The sequence below is a fragment of the Yeosuana sp. genome, from assembly GCF_057126245.1.
In genome coordinates, this window is sequence record NZ_DBNGMQ010000075.1 from 1 (window position 1) to 16,547 (window position 16,547).

Below are 16,547 nucleotides of genomic sequence, written 5' to 3' on the forward strand. Positions count from 1 at the left end.
AATTTAAGTAAAAATTAGGGGCATCAAAATCAAAGCGACCATAATCAAAAGAGATATCTAAATTTTTGATTGGATCATTTATTCTTATCGCATTATGACCAAAAGCATCATTCAATGAACTACCCGGAGCAACAGTAATCACACTAATTTTAACCTCATTGGATAAGGTAGAAGTTTGCGAAAATGAGTATGTGAAAAATATAAGAGAGACTGTGGTAAGTAGATTTTTAAACATAAAAAGACGTGATATATTATCTAAAGATACTAAAATCGAGTTTCAATGAAAACACATTGGAATACAGCGCTACACTTTGGTCTCCTATATCAGTAAACGCATAATCTACTTGTATACCATTATATTTAAAGCCAACACCAAAACTAGGTTGAAAACTTAACTGGTCGGTATTATCAATTTGTAGTTCGTTTTGAAAATTTCCAACACCAGCGCGTAAATAAACCATATCCACATATCCAAATTCAAACCCCAAAGCTGGATTTACACTTGCATAAGATGACGAAAAAATATCATTATTTTCCTCAAATCGAACATTTAAATTTACAGCTGTTAAAAGCGAGTAGTCATAATTGAATATCATTTTTTTTGAAATCCCAATTTGTAATTTAGGAATGGTGATCTCGGTCGTTTCCGGTAGTTCTTGATTCTGACCTTCCACGGCATTTTGAACTTTAGCAAATTCATCTTCATTAATATTCCAGGCATTATAGGTGGTAGTAATATCTCTTGCCATAAGTCCAAACTTCCAGTTATTATCACTTTCAAATTGGATGCCTACATCTAAACCAAATCCCCAAGAAGATGCGAAATCACCAATAATTCTGCGTATCACTTTGGCATTAACGCCATAATTAAGTCCTTGAACTGGTAGTTTTCTAGCGTATGAAAATGTTAATCCATAATCTGCTGTAGAAAATAAACTAATTCTGTCATAATTAATATTTCCTTGGTCATCAATAAGCTGCGTAGTATCTAAAATATCATCAACAGCAAATCTAATTAACGAAATCCCAATGGTACTTCTATCATCTAACGGTTTTGCAAATGCTACATAATCATAATTAGCAATATTAGCAAAATAGCTGGAATGCATGAGCGAAAGTTGATTATCTTCAAGATTCATCAGACCAGCAGGGTTCCAATACCCGGCATTCACGTCGGCCGTATGAGACGTTACAGCGCTACTCATGCCAAGTGCCGCCGCATCAACCCCGATATTCATAAACTCATTAGAATATTTTCTGGCAGTTTGGCCAAAAAATGTCAATGAGAGAATACAAAAGCACGTGGTTATATAAGCCTTCAATCGTATTTTTTCTACAAATATGCACATAATTTATTATCTATAAACTTGAAATATTAATAGATATTGTTTTATAGTTGTTTTAGACGAAAATTGTTTATTATTTTTACAACATACAAATATGAATATATGAAAAAGTATATACCTAATGCATTGACACTTTTAAATTTGTTTTGCGGAAGTGTTGCTGTGATTTTTGCTGTAAATAACAACTTTGTTTCTGCTTCATTTTTTGTATTTCTTGGAATCTTTTTTGATTTTTTTGATGGTTTTGCAGCGCGAAAATTAAATGTTCAAAGCGAATTGGGCGTTCAGCTAGACTCTTTGGCAGACATGGTTACTAGCGGTTTGGTGCCAGGAATTATCATGTATAAATTAATAAGTTTATCAAATTCAGAATGGGATTATGCTGATGCAACATCAGATTCTTTATTTGACTTTTCAGAAATTACGGTATTTCCTCTTCTGGGGTTACTAATCACTCTAGCCTCAGCCTACAGACTAGCAAAATTTAATATAGATGAAGATCAACAAACCTATTTCAAAGGTCTTCCAACCCCAGCCAATACTTTACTTATTATATCACTTCCTTTAATAATCGAATTTCAAAATAGTGATTTACTGAATGCCATTATCATCAATAAATGGTTTTTAATAGGGTTGACGCTACTTAGTTGTTATCTTTTAAATTCAAATATTAAGTTGTTTGCTTTAAAGTTTAAAGAATGGGGATTTAAGGCTAATGCATCAAGATATACCTTCATCATTCTATGTTTAATTCTTTTAATATTGTTGCAGTTCGCTGCGATACCAGTTATAATTTTACTATACATTTCCATGTCTGTTTTAGATAATTTTTTTTCGGAATAATTTTTTAATTGAAATAAATGGCTTCAGGTTTTTTTGCTTTATTAGATGATGTTGCAGCGCTTATGGATGACGTGGTTGTAATGAGTAAAATTTCAACTAAGAAAACAGCAGGTATTTTAGGAGATGATTTGGCTGTAAACGCAGAAAAAGCAACTGGATTTGTTTCCTCAAGAGAATTACCCGTTTTATGGGCTATAACCAAAGGTTCTGCACGTAATAAATTAATTATTTTGCCAATTGCCTTTTTACTTAGCGCATTTGCACCTTGGGGAGTAACGTTGGCTTTAATTTTAGGAGGTGTTTATTTATCTTATGAAGGATTTGAAAAAGTCTATCATTTTTTCTTCCCTCATAAACACAAGGAGATTAAGAAGGAACATGCTATTACCGATGTTATATTATCTAAAGAAGAGCTAATTATTGCTGAAAAAGCAAAAATCAAGTCAGCTATTTTTACAGACTTTATATTATCTGTAGAAATAGTCATTATTGCCCTAGGAACCGTTATCGGGAAACCTATTTTATTTCAAGTTTTAGTCGTTTCGATTGTCGCTGTTATTGCCACTGTTGGGGTTTATGGCATTGTAGCATTAATAGTTAGAATGGATGATTTTGGCTTAAAATTAGTACTCTTGAATGACAATAAAAAGAGTATGTCACACATCATAGGTAATTTATTAATAAATACTTTACCATGGGTTATAAAAAGTTTATCCGTAGCGGGTACGATAGCCTTGTTACTAGTGGCTGGAGGTATATTTTCTCATAATATTGAATTTTTTCATCATATTTTAGAAAATATCCCTTCAACAATTAAAGATTTAACTATAGGATTAATGGTTGGATTAGTCGCTTTTTTAGTGGTTACTTTATTCAAAATAATTTTTAAGCTATTACAAAAATCCGATAAGATTTAATCTCTAATCTTCTTTTTACGTAACTCGAAATTCTGACCAAGATACACTTTACGAACCATTTCGTCGTTAGCTAGTTCTTCAGGAATACCAGCTTTTAAAATACTGCCTTCAAACATTAAATACGTTCTATCTGTAATGGCCAGTGTTTCTTGCACATTGTGGTCCGTAATTAAAATGCCAATATTTTTTTTGGTTAAATGCGCTACAATACGCTGAATATCTTCTACAGCTACAGGATCAACACCAGCAAAAGGTTCATCTAACAATATAAAATTAGGATCGGTTGCTAAGGCTCGTGCAATTTCAGTTCGTCTACGTTCGCCGCCCGATAATAAATCACCACGGTTTTTACGAATATGACCCAAACCAAATTCTTCAATAAGCGATTCCATTTTTAAATGCTGTTCTTTCTTGCTTAATTTTGTAAGCTGTAACACACTTAAAATATTATCTTCGATACTCAATTTTCTAAAAACCGATGCTTCTTGTGCCAAATATCCAATACCATTTTGAGCTCTTTTATACATAGGATATTTCGTGATTTCAGTATTATCTAGAAAAATACTTCCCCCATTAGGTTTTATTAACCCGACAATCATATAAAAACTGGTCGTTTTACCTGCTCCATTAGGACCCAGCAAACCAACAATTTCTCCTTGATTTACTTCAAGCGTAACGTTTTTTACAACTTTTCGTCCGCTATAGGACTTCATTAAATTTTCGGCTCTTAAAATCATATATTAGTAATGAACGCTAAAAATAGTAAAATCATATAGACTATTAAGCGGTAATCATATTTTAATTGATTTATAATTGTTGTTCTAAGGCATCCCAAAACTCGTAGGCACGACGTAAATGCGGAATTACTATGGTACCACCAACTAAGGTAGCAATACTCAACGATTCAACGACTTGTTCTTTGGATATGCCTAATTTATAACAGGTTTCTAAATGATATTTAACGCAATCATCACATCTAAGTACAGTTGACGCCACCAAACCTAAAAGTTCTTTGGTTTTAACATCAAGAGCACCTTCTGAATATGCATTGGTGTCTAAATTAAATATCCGTTTGATAATTTTATTATTATCAGAAAGAATTTCATCGTTCATTTTAGAACGATAATCATTAAATTCTGTAACGATGTTAGGCATGTTTCTTTTCTTTTCTTTTTTGGTTTCTAACGACTATTCTGGAAATTAAAATACTTACTTGATAAAGTATAAGAATAGGGATAGCAACGATGACTTGACTGGCAATATCTGGGGGTGTAATAATAGCCGATAAAACTAACACAATTACCAATGCATATTTTCTATATTTTTTAAGGAATTCGGGTGTTACTATACCAACTTTAGTTAAAAAATAGATAATGATTGGCAACTCAAATACTAGTCCTGAAGCGAGAGTAGAGGCTCTTATTAAACCAATGTAGCTATTTAAATCAAAATCATTGTGCACTTGAGTACTTACTTGATAGCTTCCAAGAAAATTTATGGATAAAGGACAAATAATATAATAGCCAAACAATACACCAGTAAAAAATAATAAAGATGAAATAATAATAAAACCTCTGGAATGCTTCCGTTCATCGGAATGTAATCCGGGACTTATAAAAAGCCATAGTTGATAAATAACATAAGGAAATGCCACTACGAAACCAGCAGTTATAGCTGTCCATATATGCGCTGAAAATTGCCCTGCCATGGTTCTACTTTGAATTTCAAAAGGAAGTTCTGTAAAGCAAAAACTTTCTTGCATACCAATATATTGTGAAATATCACAAAGAAACGAGTAAGTAACAAAACTAGCTTTTGATGGGCCAAATATAATTACATCAAAAATAAATCCTTTCGCTAAAAAAGCAGCTGTAGCAGTCAACATAATGGCTGATACAGATTTAATTAAATGCCATCTTAATTCTTCAAGATGATCTAAAAATGACATTTCGTTTACATTTTTCTTCGCCATTATATAATTCCTTCTTTTATTAAATCATGTAAATGAACAACACCTGCATAATTGTCATTTTCTTCAACAAGAAGTTGCGATATACCATGTATTTCCATAACTTCCATGGCATCTATGGCCATAGCATCTGAATCTATTCGTTTGGGTTTCACACTCATAATATCTTTTGCTTTTACAGAAGAAATATTATCAACCTTGCTAAGCATTCTACGTAAATCGCCATCTGTTATAATCCCAATTATTTTGTTGTTTTCTGTAACAGCAGTCACACCAAGCATTTTTTCTGAAATCTCAATAATAACATCTTTCACTGATGTGTCAGGGGTTACTTGAGGTTTTTCATTAACAGATGATAAATCATGAACTCGTAAATATAATTTTTTCCCTAATGCACCTCCTGGATGATATTTAGCAAAATCTCTACTAGAAAAACCTTGCAATTCTAATAAGCAAACAGCAAGTGCATCACCAATAACTAATTGCGCGGTTGTACTTGTGGTTGGTGCTAGATTATTTGGACACGCTTCTTTTTCAACAAAAGCATTTAAAACATAGTCAACTTGTTGTCCTAAAAAGGAATCTTTATTACCAGTAATGGCAATCATTTTATTTTTCGCACTCTTAATATAAGGAACTAACACTTTTATTTCGGGTGTGTTTCCACTTTTAGAAATAAAAATAACAACATCATCTTCAAGAATAAGTCCTAAATCACCATGAATTGCATCAGCAGCATGCATAAATATCGATGGCGTACCCGTGGAATTTAAAGTGGCTACAATTTTAGTAGCAATAATAGCACTTTTTCCTATTCCAGTTATAATTACTCGGCCTTTTGAGTTATGAATAAGGTTTACGGCTTCGGCAAAATCATTATTAACTAATTCAGATAAATATGATATCGCGCGACTTTCAAGTTCAATGGTTTGCTTTGCAGTTTTAATGATTGATTTATTGGTGCTCAAAATTTTGTTTTTTTTTTAGCAGGTGCTTTTAAAGATTTTATTATCTTTAATGATAATCAGATTAAAATTAGTTTTTAATTTTTAATTTGGTGTACAAAACTAACGAAAAAAAGAGGGTTCTCTAAATCCACATATTAAAATTAAATATTTATTCATTTTAATATGACAGTGGGTTTAAATTATTTAAATTAATTTTTTTAAAATTCATTTTAATGTCTAATAAAGACTTGCATTCTGCGCTTAAGAAATATTTTGGTTTTAATAAATTTAAGGGTCTACAAGAAGGTGTTGTTGAAAGTATTATAGAAGGTAATCACACATTTGTAATAATGCCAACAGGAGGCGGAAAGTCGCTTTGTTATCAGTTACCTGCATTAATGCAAGAAGGGACTGCTATTGTTGTTTCTCCCTTAATAGCTTTAATGAAAAATCAAGTAGACGCCATTAGAGGTATTTCAAATGAAGAAGGTATTGCACATGTTTTAAATTCATCTCTTAACAAAACTGAAATAAAGCGTGTTAAAGAAGATATTGTTAAAGGTATTACCAAGTTATTATATGTAGCTCCAGAATCTCTTACCAAAGAAGAAAATGTAGACTTTTTACGTTCAGTAAAAGTGTCATTTATGGCTATAGATGAAGCACATTGTATTAGCGAATGGGGCCATGATTTTAGACCAGAGTATAGAAATTTAAGACATATTATTTCAAGAATAGGTGATAATATTCCAATTATTGCGTTAACAGCTACGGCAACGCCAAAGGTTCAAGAAGATGTTATTAAGAACTTAGGCATTACTGGGGCTAATACATTTAAAGCATCTTTTAATAGACCAAATTTATATTATGAGGTAAGACCAAAGACTAAAACCGTAGATGCAGATATTATTCGGTTTATAAAGCAAAATAATGCAAAATCTGGAATTGTGTATTGTTTAAGTAGAAAACGTGTTGAAGAATTGGCTCAAGTATTACAGGTAAATGGTATCAAGGCAGTGCCGTATCATGCAGGATTAGATGCTAAAACGCGTTCAAGGCATCAAGATAAGTTTTTAATGGAAGATGTTGATGTTGTAGTTGCTACGATTGCTTTTGGAATGGGTATTGATAAACCAGATGTTCGATTTGTAATACATCATGATATTCCAAAAAGTATTGAAAGCTATTACCAAGAGACAGGTAGGGCAGGACGTGACGGAGGTGAAGGTCATTGCTTGGCCTTTTATGCCTATAAAGACATAGAAAAATTAGAGAAATTTATGTCTGGTAAGCCGGTTGCTGAGCAAGAAATAGGTCAGGCATTATTACAAGAAGTAGTGGCGTTTGCAGAAACATCTATTTCAAGAAGAAAATTTATCCTTCATTATTTTGGAGAAGAATTTGATACTAAAACGGGTGAAGGTGGTGATATGGATGATAATGTGCGTTTCCCTAAAAAACAGCATGAAGCGCAAGATGAAGCTAAACTCCTTTTAGAAACAGTCCAAAAAACCAATGAAAAGTATAAGTCTAAAGATTTAGTGAGTGTTATAATAGGAAAGGAAAACGCATTAATAAAATCTCATAAAACTAGTGAACAACCATTTTTTGGTAAAGGTAAAAATAAAGAAAATAAGTATTGGATGGCGTTGTTGAGGCAAGTGTTAGTTGCAGGTTATCTAAAAAAAGATATTGAGACCTATGGCGTTATTAAACTGAATGAATCAGGTAAAGATTTTATAAAAAACCCAAAATCTTTTATGATGACTGAAGATCATATTTTTGATAGTGATTCGAATGATACTGGTATTATTACATCTTCAAAAGGTTCAGGAGCCGTTGCGGATACTGTTTTAATGGGGATGCTTAAAGATTTACAACGGCATGTTGCCAAGAGAAGTGGCGTGCCACCTTATGCCGTTTTTCAAGAATTTTCATTAGAAGACATGGCTCTTAAATATCCAATTACTTTATCAGAACTTTCGAATGTTCAAGGGGTCGGCGAGGGGAAAGCTAAGAAATATGGAAAAGATTTTGTGACTTTAATAGCCAACTATGTTGAAGAAAACGATATAATTCGTCCGGATGATTTAGTGGTTAAATCTACTGGAAGTAACTCGGCTATAAAACTTTATATTATTCAGAATATAGATAGAAAATTACCGTTAGATGATATTTCTTCTTCCAAAGGAATGTCTATGAGAGATTTTATTAAAGAAATGGAAGCTATTGTATATTCTGGCACCAAATTGAATATTAATTATTGGATTGATGATATTTTAGACGAAGATCAACAGGAAGAAATTCATGACTACTTTATGGAATCTCCAACAGACAATATAGATAAAGCTATTGATGAATTTGATGGTGATTACGATGATGAGGAGCTGCGTTTATATCGTATTAAATTTATTAGTGAAGTGGCAAACTAATTTTTTTAGATAGTAGTAAAAATAACATCTTGTTTTTTCGCTGATAATTTTAAAGTTTTGATGTTTTTTTTATCAAATTTTGGAACATCTTCTTTTTCAATTTGAAAATCTATTCTTGTAATAAATCGATTAGATTCATTTGAATAATCTGATTCAAATTCCTCTATATCAGAATTTAATATCAAATTAAAATCCTCCCCTTCTATACTAAGATGAGCACCTTTTTTAGTTTTGATTTTAAAAGTACCTACAACTATACTTATCACATAATAATAACCTCCCAATTCTGAAATTTTTGAAAAAAGAACATTCTGTTCAGAAATTGCGAAGGCTTCCTCATCTATAGAGTTCATAATATCCTCGGTATAATTTTCAACATGAGTTTCCTCCTTGGAAGGAGCACGACCAAAAGCCGCTAAGATTTTATCTAACTTAAATTTCATAAAAAAATGTTTTTTGTAAAACTAGAATTATAATTATAAAGCACAAAACTATATTCTTAAATCATTTCATATATTTGCAACGTCAATATAAAAATAGAAAAATGCAAGACGGATTATACGCAAAATTTAATACTAATAAAGGCGAAATTTTAGTGGCTTTAGAATACAAAAAAACACCGGGAACAGTTGGTAATTTTGTGTCTTTGGCAGAAGGTAATTTAGAAAATTCTGTAAAACCACAAGGAACTCCTTATTATGCTGGATTAAAATTCCACAGAGTTATTCCAGATTTTATGATTCAGGGAGGATGCCCGCAAGGAACTGGAGGGGGAAATCCAGGGTATCAATTTGATGATGAATTTCATGTGGATTTAAAACATGATGGTCCGGGAGTTTTATCAATGGCTAATGCTGGTCCTGGAACCAATGGTAGTCAATTTTTTATCACACATATTGCAACACCTTGGTTAGATAATAAACATACTGTTTTTGGTAAAGTTGTTGAAGGTCAAGATGTGGTTGACGCTATTGTTCAAGGAGATAAAATTGAAAGTTTAGAAATTATTAGAGTAGGAGAGGAAGCTGAAGCTTACAATTCAATTGAAGCCTTTAGAACCTTTGAAGGCGCCAGAGAGCAAAAAATAGCTGAGGCTAAAAAAGCTGCAAAAGCGGAATTAGATAAGTTAGCTAAAGGTTTTAAAGAAACTGAGAGTGGATTACGTTATCAAATTATTCAAAAAGGTAGCGGTAAAAAAGCGGAATCAGGAAATATGGTTTCTGTTCATTATAAAGGGCAATTAGCAGATGGAACAGTGTTTGATTCTTCATATAAGCGCAATCAACCCATCGATTTTCAAGTGGGAGTTGGTCAGGTAATCTCAGGGTGGGATGAAGGAATTCTTTTATTAAAAGTAGGTGATAAGGCACGTTTTGTAATTCCAAGTAATTTGGGTTATGGCAGCAGTGGTGCAGGTGGTGTTATTCCACCAGATGCAACGTTGATTTTTGACGTAGAGCTTATGGATGTAAAATAAATCGCTATAAATTTAAAAAGTAAATTAGTTACCGTAATTTTTGCTAAAGTAAGTAACGAACACAAAAAAAAATCGTCTCATTTATAATGAGACTTTTTTTTGCTTATATTTTAGTACTAATTAATTAACCAAAAAGAAATAAAATGAGAATTCTTTTTTATTTATTTATTATAACTGCTTTATATGGTTGTTCTAAAAACATAGATTATTCTCCAGAATATATAGAAAAAACCTCTGGGCGCTATTTATTTAATGATGATGAGGTTATTGACGTCTATTATCAGAATAAAAAATTGTATTTAAAATGGAGAGGTGCAGATAATATTGAACCTGTAATTTTAGATGAAAATACTTTTTTTGTTGCAGATATGTATAGGAAACTTCATTTTGTTGAGCATCCAGAAACAAAAGAACGCTATTTGTCTATAGTATCTGAAGCAGACGAAAATAGTATTTCTTATGATTATTTAAAAGTTGCTGATTCCTTTAAAACACCAAGTATGCTATTAAAAGACAGGGAATATGATAAAGCACTTTTAGGATATTTAGATATTAAAAAACGAGATTCAACAAGTGTTTTTATAAATGAAGGCGATTTTAATCGCATGGGTTATAAGTTTCTGAGAGAAAAAAAGATTGATGACGCCATTGGTGTCTTTAAAATCAATGTTGCCTTATTTCCTGACAGTGATAATGCTTATGATAGTTTAGCAGACGCTTATTTAAATAGTGGTGATAGTCTCCAAGCATTTTATAATTATAAAAAAGTATTAGAATTAAATAACGGAAATAAACGGGCTAAGGAATATGTAAACAATTACAAAGAGAAATAATATATTGTTGCACTACTTAGAAGTAGTAATGTTAAAAACAATAGGTTCTCAATTGGTTTTTTAGTTTATCACTTTTTTTAATGCTTGATTAAACTTGTTATACCATAAAATTAGTCATTAGTCTTAAATTCTTGTATTGTTTTAAAGTTCCTTATACATTTCAGAATTAAAAACCAATCCTATGATATCAAGAATTACAATTTTATTGTTCATAATATCTTTTAGTTTATCAGCACAAGACTGGAAAACCTATCCATACAATCCAGGTGGTGGAAGTTTAATTGATTTTCCAATAGATGAAGGCCGACATATAAATGAACCTGTTGAATGGTGGTATACCTCAGGACATTTTACAGGGGCTACTTCTGGAAAAGAATATAGCTATATGCTAACCTATTTTTATTATCCAGTTACTTATTTATTTTTCAATTTCGAAGGGTTTAGAATTTTAAATATCACAGATGAAGCTACAGGAGAATTTTATCAACAAACACTCCCTATAACTAGTTATTCATCTATGTCAATAACAGGTTTAAATATAGCTACTGGAACAGAATATTGGCGTAATAAATTAGATGGTAGCAGCAATCCCTTGCCGTTTCAATATGAGTTATCGGCATCCAGTTTAACCGCTAGTATAAATTTTGAATTAGAAACCACCAAAAGACCTCTTATATTAGCTGGTGATGGTAATTTCGATCAAGGATCAGTAAATAACACCTATTATTATTCACAAACTGGAAACGATTTATCGGGAACATTCACTTTAAATGGAGTTACAGAAAATGTTTCAGGAACCGCTTGGATTGATAGGCAATATGGGGATTTTAATCCGTTTACAGGAGAAAAATATGAATGGTTTAGCTTGCAACTTGATAACGGAACCGATTTAAATCTTTGGAATATTTTTACAGCAGAAAGAACAATACCTAATGACCCTAAATATAAAATTTTTTCCGCCTATGTGGATGAGTCTACCCAATATACAATTAGTGATTTTGAAATAGAACGTTTAGAATATTTCTTTACACCAGATAATCAAAAAAGTTATTCAAAAAAATGGCATCTAACATCGATTTCGCAAAATATTGATTTAATTATTACTGCCAATCATACAACTTCAGAAGTCGATATTACAGAATTATCGTTTCGTTTTTTTGAAGGTGCTGTAACTATAACAGGAACTATTGATGGAACAGATGTTACAGGTATTGGTTTTGCAGAACTACTGCATGATTATGAGCATCCAGATGTTAGTATTAATAGTCCTAGCAGCGGTGTTTATAACACCTCAAATCCTATTACATGGACTGTGAATAATCCAGATGATGGTAGGCCTTTATTATATGATTTAGAGTATAGCACAGACAATGTTGCATTCACATCCATTGTGACAGGTTTAACAACTTCATCTTATACTTGGGATGGATCTGGTCTTACAAATGGTAATGATGTTTGGTTTAAAGTAAAATCGTATTCGATTGATAATACTTTAAACAAGGAAGTTGTAAGCGCTTCATCATTTTCGGTGACCTTATCAGCCTTTGATTTTGACAGAAAAAATATGAAGGTATATCCGAATCCTGTAGATCACGAGATAAGCTTAGAATTTCAACAACCATTAGTTGATAGCACCATTTCAATTATGGATATTAATGGTCGTATTATATCAACAAAGAAGACCGATAATTTATTAGTTCAAACCTTAAATACGGCCTCTATATCTAAAGGAATTTATTTCTTACAAATATCCTCTAAGAACGTTCAGCATGTTATAAAGTTTGTGAAAAAATAATGAACGAGTATTTTTTAAAAGCGCATAATCTTATATTTGTTTCATTGAAATGATCAATTTAATATAAGAAATGATTAGACCTGTAACAATCTCTGATGCCCAAACACTCCTCAATATTTATAATTATTATGTATTGAACACGGTCACTACTTTCGATCTTGAAGCATTGTCTTTAGATAGGTTTACTGAGAAAATCAAAAGTATTATGACGGACTATCCTTTTATTATTTATGAAGAAAACAATGAAATTTTGGGGTATGCATATGGAAGTAAGTTTAGACCTAAACCAGCGTATAATCAAACGGTTGAGTCGACGGTGTATGTGAAACATGGAACCTACGGAAAGCAAATAGGAACTAAGTTGTATACTGAATTATTGTCATTATTAAAGCAGGAGAAGTTTCATGTGGTTTTAGGGGTATTAACCTTACCTAATGAAGCAAGTATAAAACTTCATGAAAAATTTGGATTTAAACAAGTGGCTCATTTAAAAGAAACGGGGTTAAAATTTGGAAGTTGGCATGATGTCGGTTTTTGGCAATTAACCTTTTAATTATGTTTCCATTTAATATTACAACCAATACTTGGTTTTTGGGGCAACGTATTTTCTTTATCTTCAATTAAACAATTTAAAGCATGTTTCAAGTCATGACCTGTGATAGGAATGTTATTTCCTGGCCTGGAATCGTCTAACTGTCCTCTATAAGTTAATTTCAAGTGGGAATCAAAAAGATATAAGTCCGGTGTGCAAGCTGCATTGTAAGCCTTCGCCACTTCTTGAGTGTCGTCGTATAAATAAGGAAACGGATAGTGCTCGTTTTCTGCATGAACTTTCATTTTATCTGGTCCATCCTGAGGATAATTAATCACATCATTACTAGAAATAGCGATAAATCTGATTCCCTTTTTTAAATAGGTGTTAGCAATAGTTACTAATTCTGTATTAATGTGAATCACAAACGGACAATGATTACAGATAAACATTATAACGGTTCCTTTCGAGCCTTGAAGTTCATTCAGACTTAAAATGTGTCCAGAAACAGTATCTAGAAGCGAAAAATAAGGTGCTTTTGTTCCTAAAGCAATCATATTTGAAGGAGTATTTGCCATAAAAAAAGTTTTATGCTAAGTTCGTGATTATTTGTATTTTTAAAAAATGAGCCAAACAATAACTTTTGAAGATTTTACTAAAGTAGATTTGCGTATAGGAACCATTATTGAAGTCAATGATTTTCCCGAAGCTAAAAATCCTGCGTATCAACTAACCATAGATTTTGGTGATTTAGGTGTAAAAAAATCATCTGCGCAAATTACAAGTTTATATACAAAAGATGAATTATTGAATAAACAGATTGTAGCTGTTGTTAATTTTCCAAATAAGCAAATCGCTAAATTTATGAGTGAATGTTTAGTACTTGGTGCTGTTAAAGGAAAGGATGTGATTCTTTTAAATTCGGAGAATAAAGTTAAAAATGGTTCAACTGTAGCTTAAATTTATATGAATGACTTAGATAGTGTTCAAATCCATTTTGATAATAGCAGTCTTTGGATTTTAAATATAGCACTTGCTATAGTAATGTTCGGAGTGTCTTTAGGAATTTCTATTGAGGATTTTAAGCGTTTATTAAAAGAACCTAAATTAGTGTTGTTAGGTGTATTGTCTCAATTTGTCTTATTACCATTTTTTACTTTTTTACTCATTGTTTTAATAAAACCGCAACCAAGTATTGCATTAGGTATGATGATGGTTGCAGCGTGTCCTGGCGGAAATATTTCAAATTTTATGACGCATTTGGCAAAAGGAAATTCTGCTTTGTCCGTTAGCTTAACGGCCTTCGCAACTTTTTTGGCCATGTTTATGACGCCTTTTAACTTTGAACTTTATGGTAATTTATATGAACCTACTTCAGAAATTTTAAAAAACGTACAGGTAGAACCTTTTGAAATTGTAAAACTAGTGTTGCTAATTTTAGGAATTCCATTATTTTCAGGAATGTGGTTAAGACAAAAAAATGAATTACTGGCGATTAAACTTTCTAGAATTTTGAGCCCGTTTTCAATTATTTTATTTATTTGTATCGTTATTATAGCGTTTACAAACAATTTGGATGTATTCAATACATATGTTCATCATGTCTTACTATTAGGAATTAGCCATAATTTTTTAGCAATTTTATTAGGATTTTTAGTGGCCAAAATTTTCGGTTTGTCTTTTAGAAATCAAAAAACATTAGCTATTGAAACAGGAATTCAAAATTCTGGACTAGGACTTTTGTTAATTTTTACTTTCTTTAATGGATTAGGAGGAATGGCTATTATGGCTGCATTTTGGGGGATCTGGCATATTATTTCTGGATTATTACTTGCATTATATTGGTCTAAGAAGTCTGAAAAACTTGTGGCGTGTTAAAAATATTTTGGATATATACGGTAAGGGCTTATATACGTTTAGGCCTATTCTTTTATTATAAAAAAATTCACAAAGTTAATTTCCATAAAATGCCCCATAATAAGCCAGTTTTAATACTCGCAAACCATCAAAACGCATTAATGGATGCACTAATTATAGCGACTAAAACCAAGCGATTTTCTTATTTCTTAACAAGAGCTTCTGTATTTAATTCTCCAATTATTAGTAATATATTAAAAAGTTTAAGAATGATTCCAGTTTATAGAATTAGAGATGGCATAAAAACCATCACTAAAAACCATGATGTTTTTAATACCTGTTCGCAGTTACTTAATCATAATGAGTCAGTCGTTATTTTTCCTGAAGGCAATCATAATTTAAAGCGAACAGTGAGACCTCTAAGTAAGGGCTTTACACGAATTATTTTTGAATCGAGTGATATAAATCCAAGTTTAGATTTACAATTAGTTCCTATTGGACTGAATTACAAGCATGCAGAATATTTTATTGATGAAGTAAGTGTTCATGTGGGTGAACCTATTGCCTTTCATGACTTTACTTCTTATAAAAAAAACGAAGCGGTTTTAAAATTAAAAAGCTTAGTGCATCGGTCAATATGTAAACTTACAACCCATATTCCAACAGATAATTATAACGCCATTTTAAGTAAGCTAGAAACCATACGAGTTAATTTTTTAGATCCTGAAGCTGTGAATTCTTGTATCTCAAATAATTTTAAAGATTGTTCAATTGATAAAAAGCCTAAATTCACTGGTCTTAAAACGTTACTATTATGGGTTTTAAAGCTAAATATTTTATTGCCTTATTTAGTATGGAAATTTCTTGTAGAACCTAAAATAAAGGAAATTGAGTTTGTTTCAACCTTTAGATTTGCTCTATCCGTAACGCTGGTACCTATTTATTTGTTTATTATCACTTTGTGCTTAATAAATGTTTTAGGTTTTTTTATTGCATTTGTTTATCTTCTTTCGGTATTCGTTTTGGCGTTAATTGCAGTTAAGATTTGAGCATAAAAAAACCGCTAAAAATAGCGGTTTGATTTTTTTTATAAAATTTAAAGACTAAATATCGTCAAAGCTAATGTCCGTAAAACTTTCTGCAGATTTGATGTCTTCTTCCTCTTTGTTATCTTTAGATTCAGTATCATACTCCTTTTTAAAGTCTTTTTGGTGGCGTTCACTAATAACTTCATCACCTTTTTCATTAATGATAAAATCTGTCATTTCAGCTAAAATTTCTTTAAATTCAGAGAAGTCTTCTTTATAAATGTATATTTTGTGTTTTTTGTAATGAAAAGAACCATCATCATTTGTAAATTTTTTGCTTTCTGTAATGGTAAGATAGTAATCATCAGCTTTTGTAGCTCTTACATCAAAAAAATACGTTCGTCTTCCGGCTCTTAATACTTTAGAAAAAATTTCCTCTTTCTCCATCATGTCATGTGTACCCATATTGTATTAAAATTTATATGATTATAATTATATCTATCAAAAATCTGAAAAAAACTGCTATTAACCAACAAATTAATAACATTCTTTTAATATGAATTTTTATTAG

18 protein-coding genes are annotated in these 16,547 nt (G+C 31.4%); 10 read left to right on the forward strand and 8 right to left on the reverse strand.

The window, feature by feature from the left end; translation table 11 throughout:
* Positions 1-251: 251 nt before the first annotated feature.
* The gene (locus AC15TD_RS09135; protein WP_484451903.1) at positions 252-1,322 is read right to left on the reverse strand and encodes a putative type IX sorting system protein PorV2; all 1,071 of its coding nucleotides are present in this window, start codon (positions 1,320-1,322) and stop codon (positions 252-254) included.
* Between the two features lie 126 nt (positions 1,323-1,448).
* Between AC15TD_RS09135 and AC15TD_RS09140 the strand changes: the two genes are divergently transcribed.
* On the forward strand, positions 1,449-2,189 hold the full coding sequence (locus AC15TD_RS09140) for a CDP-alcohol phosphatidyltransferase family protein (RefSeq protein WP_484451837.1): 741 nt from the start codon (positions 1,449-1,451) through the stop codon (positions 2,187-2,189).
* Between the two features lie 17 nt (positions 2,190-2,206).
* Positions 2,207-3,106, forward strand: a complete 900-nt coding sequence (locus AC15TD_RS09145) for a DUF808 domain-containing protein (protein WP_484451838.1) — start codon at positions 2,207-2,209, stop codon at positions 3,104-3,106.
* Here AC15TD_RS09145 and lptB read toward each other — a convergent pair.
* The 4 genes from lptB to AC15TD_RS09165 all read right to left on the reverse strand — a co-directional run bounded on the left by lptB (position 3,103) and on the right by AC15TD_RS09165 (position 6,043).
* Complete coding sequence (gene lptB, locus AC15TD_RS09150; protein WP_484451839.1) at positions 3,103-3,843, reverse strand: LPS export ABC transporter ATP-binding protein; 741 nt, start codon at positions 3,841-3,843, stop codon at positions 3,103-3,105. The genes AC15TD_RS09145 and lptB overlap by 4 nt on opposite strands.
* A gap of 70 nt (positions 3,844-3,913) precedes the next feature.
* Positions 3,914-4,261, reverse strand: coding sequence for a carboxymuconolactone decarboxylase family protein (locus AC15TD_RS09155; protein WP_484451840.1), 348 nt, complete (start codon positions 4,259-4,261; stop codon positions 3,914-3,916).
* On the reverse strand, positions 4,254-5,054 hold the full coding sequence (gene tatC, locus AC15TD_RS09160; protein ID WP_484451841.1) for a twin-arginine translocase subunit TatC: 801 nt from the start codon (positions 5,052-5,054) through the stop codon (positions 4,254-4,256). The genes AC15TD_RS09155 and tatC overlap by 8 nt, the downstream gene beginning before the upstream one ends.
* Before the next feature lie 23 nt (positions 5,055-5,077).
* Positions 5,078-6,043 (reverse strand): KpsF/GutQ family sugar-phosphate isomerase, encoded by a 966-nt coding sequence (locus tag AC15TD_RS09165; protein WP_484451842.1) that lies wholly within the window; start codon positions 6,041-6,043, stop codon positions 5,078-5,080.
* A gap of 212 nt (positions 6,044-6,255) precedes the next feature.
* On the opposite strand from AC15TD_RS09165, the gene AC15TD_RS09170 reads away from it, so the two are divergent.
* On the forward strand, positions 6,256-8,454 hold the full coding sequence (locus tag AC15TD_RS09170; protein WP_484451843.1) for a RecQ family ATP-dependent DNA helicase: 2,199 nt from the start codon (positions 6,256-6,258) through the stop codon (positions 8,452-8,454).
* A gap of 5 nt (positions 8,455-8,459) precedes the next feature.
* On the opposite strand, the gene AC15TD_RS09175 is transcribed toward AC15TD_RS09170, so the two are convergent.
* Positions 8,460-8,897 carry a hypothetical protein gene (locus AC15TD_RS09175; RefSeq protein ID WP_484451844.1) on the reverse strand — a complete coding sequence of 146 codons (438 nt, stop codon included), beginning with the start codon at positions 8,895-8,897 and terminating at the stop codon, positions 8,460-8,462.
* 101 nt (positions 8,898-8,998) lie between these two features.
* Here AC15TD_RS09175 and AC15TD_RS09180 point away from each other — a divergent pair, with 101 nt between their 5' ends.
* From AC15TD_RS09180 to AC15TD_RS09195, 4 genes are all read left to right on the forward strand, one after another.
* A complete protein-coding gene (locus AC15TD_RS09180; RefSeq protein ID WP_484451845.1) occupies positions 8,999-9,931 on the forward strand; it encodes a peptidylprolyl isomerase in 933 nt (310 codons plus the stop codon).
* 143 nt (positions 9,932-10,074) lie between these two features.
* Complete coding sequence (locus AC15TD_RS09185) at positions 10,075-10,764, forward strand: tetratricopeptide repeat protein (RefSeq protein WP_484451846.1); 690 nt, start codon at positions 10,075-10,077, stop codon at positions 10,762-10,764.
* Positions 10,765-10,945: 181 nt separating this feature from the next.
* Positions 10,946-12,559 (forward strand): lipocalin-like domain-containing protein, encoded by a 1,614-nt coding sequence (locus AC15TD_RS09190; RefSeq protein ID WP_484451847.1) that lies wholly within the window; start codon positions 10,946-10,948, stop codon positions 12,557-12,559.
* A 70-nt stretch (positions 12,560-12,629) separates the two neighbouring features.
* Positions 12,630-13,112 carry an N-acetyltransferase family protein gene (locus AC15TD_RS09195; RefSeq protein WP_484451848.1) on the forward strand — a complete coding sequence of 161 codons (483 nt, stop codon included), beginning with the start codon at positions 12,630-12,632 and terminating at the stop codon, positions 13,110-13,112.
* Here the strand turns inward: AC15TD_RS09195 and AC15TD_RS09200 are convergent.
* Positions 13,109-13,669 (reverse strand): thioredoxin family protein, encoded by a 561-nt coding sequence (locus AC15TD_RS09200; protein WP_484451849.1) that lies wholly within the window; start codon positions 13,667-13,669, stop codon positions 13,109-13,111. The genes AC15TD_RS09195 and AC15TD_RS09200 overlap by 4 nt on opposite strands.
* Before the next feature lie 46 nt (positions 13,670-13,715).
* Between AC15TD_RS09200 and AC15TD_RS09205 the strand changes: the two genes are divergently transcribed.
* Genes AC15TD_RS09205 through AC15TD_RS09215 form a run of 3 tightly spaced genes read left to right on the forward strand, consistent with a single transcriptional unit; the run spans position 13,716 to position 15,997 of the window.
* Positions 13,716-14,051, forward strand: a complete 336-nt coding sequence (locus AC15TD_RS09205; protein WP_484451850.1) for a tRNA-binding protein — start codon at positions 13,716-13,718, stop codon at positions 14,049-14,051.
* A gap of 6 nt (positions 14,052-14,057) precedes the next feature.
* Entirely contained in the window at positions 14,058-14,969 is a 912-nt protein-coding gene (locus tag AC15TD_RS09210; protein WP_484451851.1) for a bile acid:sodium symporter family protein, read from the forward strand.
* Complete coding sequence (locus tag AC15TD_RS09215) at positions 14,963-15,997, forward strand: 1-acyl-sn-glycerol-3-phosphate acyltransferase (RefSeq protein ID WP_484451852.1); 1,035 nt, start codon at positions 14,963-14,965, stop codon at positions 15,995-15,997. Before AC15TD_RS09210 ends, AC15TD_RS09215 begins: the two co-directional genes overlap by 7 nt.
* A 54-nt stretch (positions 15,998-16,051) precedes the next feature.
* Here AC15TD_RS09215 and AC15TD_RS09220 read toward each other — a convergent pair whose 3' ends face one another.
* Complete coding sequence (locus AC15TD_RS09220) at positions 16,052-16,441, reverse strand: PUR family DNA/RNA-binding protein (RefSeq protein ID WP_484451853.1); 390 nt, start codon at positions 16,439-16,441, stop codon at positions 16,052-16,054.
* Positions 16,442-16,547 lie beyond the last annotated feature (106 nt).

Excerpts from the sequence above, each read along its gene's own strand:
- AC15TD_RS09170 (WP_484451843.1), top strand. The coding sequence starts at position 6,256 with ATGTCTAATAAAGACTTGCATTCTGCGCTTAAGAAATATTTTGGTTTT.
- AC15TD_RS09155 (WP_484451840.1), bottom strand. The coding sequence starts at position 4,261 with ATGCCTAACATCGTTACAGAATTTAATGATTATCGTTCTAAAATGAAC.
- AC15TD_RS09195 (WP_484451848.1), top strand. The coding sequence starts at position 12,630 with ATGATTAGACCTGTAACAATCTCTGATGCCCAAACACTCCTCAATATT.
- AC15TD_RS09180 (WP_484451845.1), top strand. The coding sequence starts at position 8,999 with ATGCAAGACGGATTATACGCAAAATTTAATACTAATAAAGGCGAAATT.
- AC15TD_RS09140 (WP_484451837.1), top strand. The coding sequence starts at position 1,449 with ATGAAAAAGTATATACCTAATGCATTGACACTTTTAAATTTGTTTTGC.
- tatC (WP_484451841.1), bottom strand. The coding sequence starts at position 5,054 with ATGTCATTTTTAGATCATCTTGAAGAATTAAGATGGCATTTAATTAAA.
- AC15TD_RS09200 (WP_484451849.1), bottom strand. The coding sequence starts at position 13,669 with ATGGCAAATACTCCTTCAAATATGATTGCTTTAGGAACAAAAGCACCT.
- lptB (WP_484451839.1), bottom strand. The coding sequence starts at position 3,843 with ATGATTTTAAGAGCCGAAAATTTAATGAAGTCCTATAGCGGACGAAAA.
- AC15TD_RS09205 (WP_484451850.1), top strand. The coding sequence starts at position 13,716 with ATGAGCCAAACAATAACTTTTGAAGATTTTACTAAAGTAGATTTGCGT.
- AC15TD_RS09190 (WP_484451847.1), top strand. The coding sequence starts at position 10,946 with ATGATATCAAGAATTACAATTTTATTGTTCATAATATCTTTTAGTTTA.
- AC15TD_RS09210 (WP_484451851.1), top strand. The coding sequence starts at position 14,058 with ATGAATGACTTAGATAGTGTTCAAATCCATTTTGATAATAGCAGTCTT.
- AC15TD_RS09185 (WP_484451846.1), top strand. The coding sequence starts at position 10,075 with ATGAGAATTCTTTTTTATTTATTTATTATAACTGCTTTATATGGTTGT.
- AC15TD_RS09220 (WP_484451853.1), bottom strand. The coding sequence starts at position 16,441 with ATGGGTACACATGACATGATGGAGAAAGAGGAAATTTTTTCTAAAGTA.
- AC15TD_RS09145 (WP_484451838.1), top strand. The coding sequence starts at position 2,207 with ATGGCTTCAGGTTTTTTTGCTTTATTAGATGATGTTGCAGCGCTTATG.
- AC15TD_RS09175 (WP_484451844.1), bottom strand. The coding sequence starts at position 8,897 with ATGAAATTTAAGTTAGATAAAATCTTAGCGGCTTTTGGTCGTGCTCCT.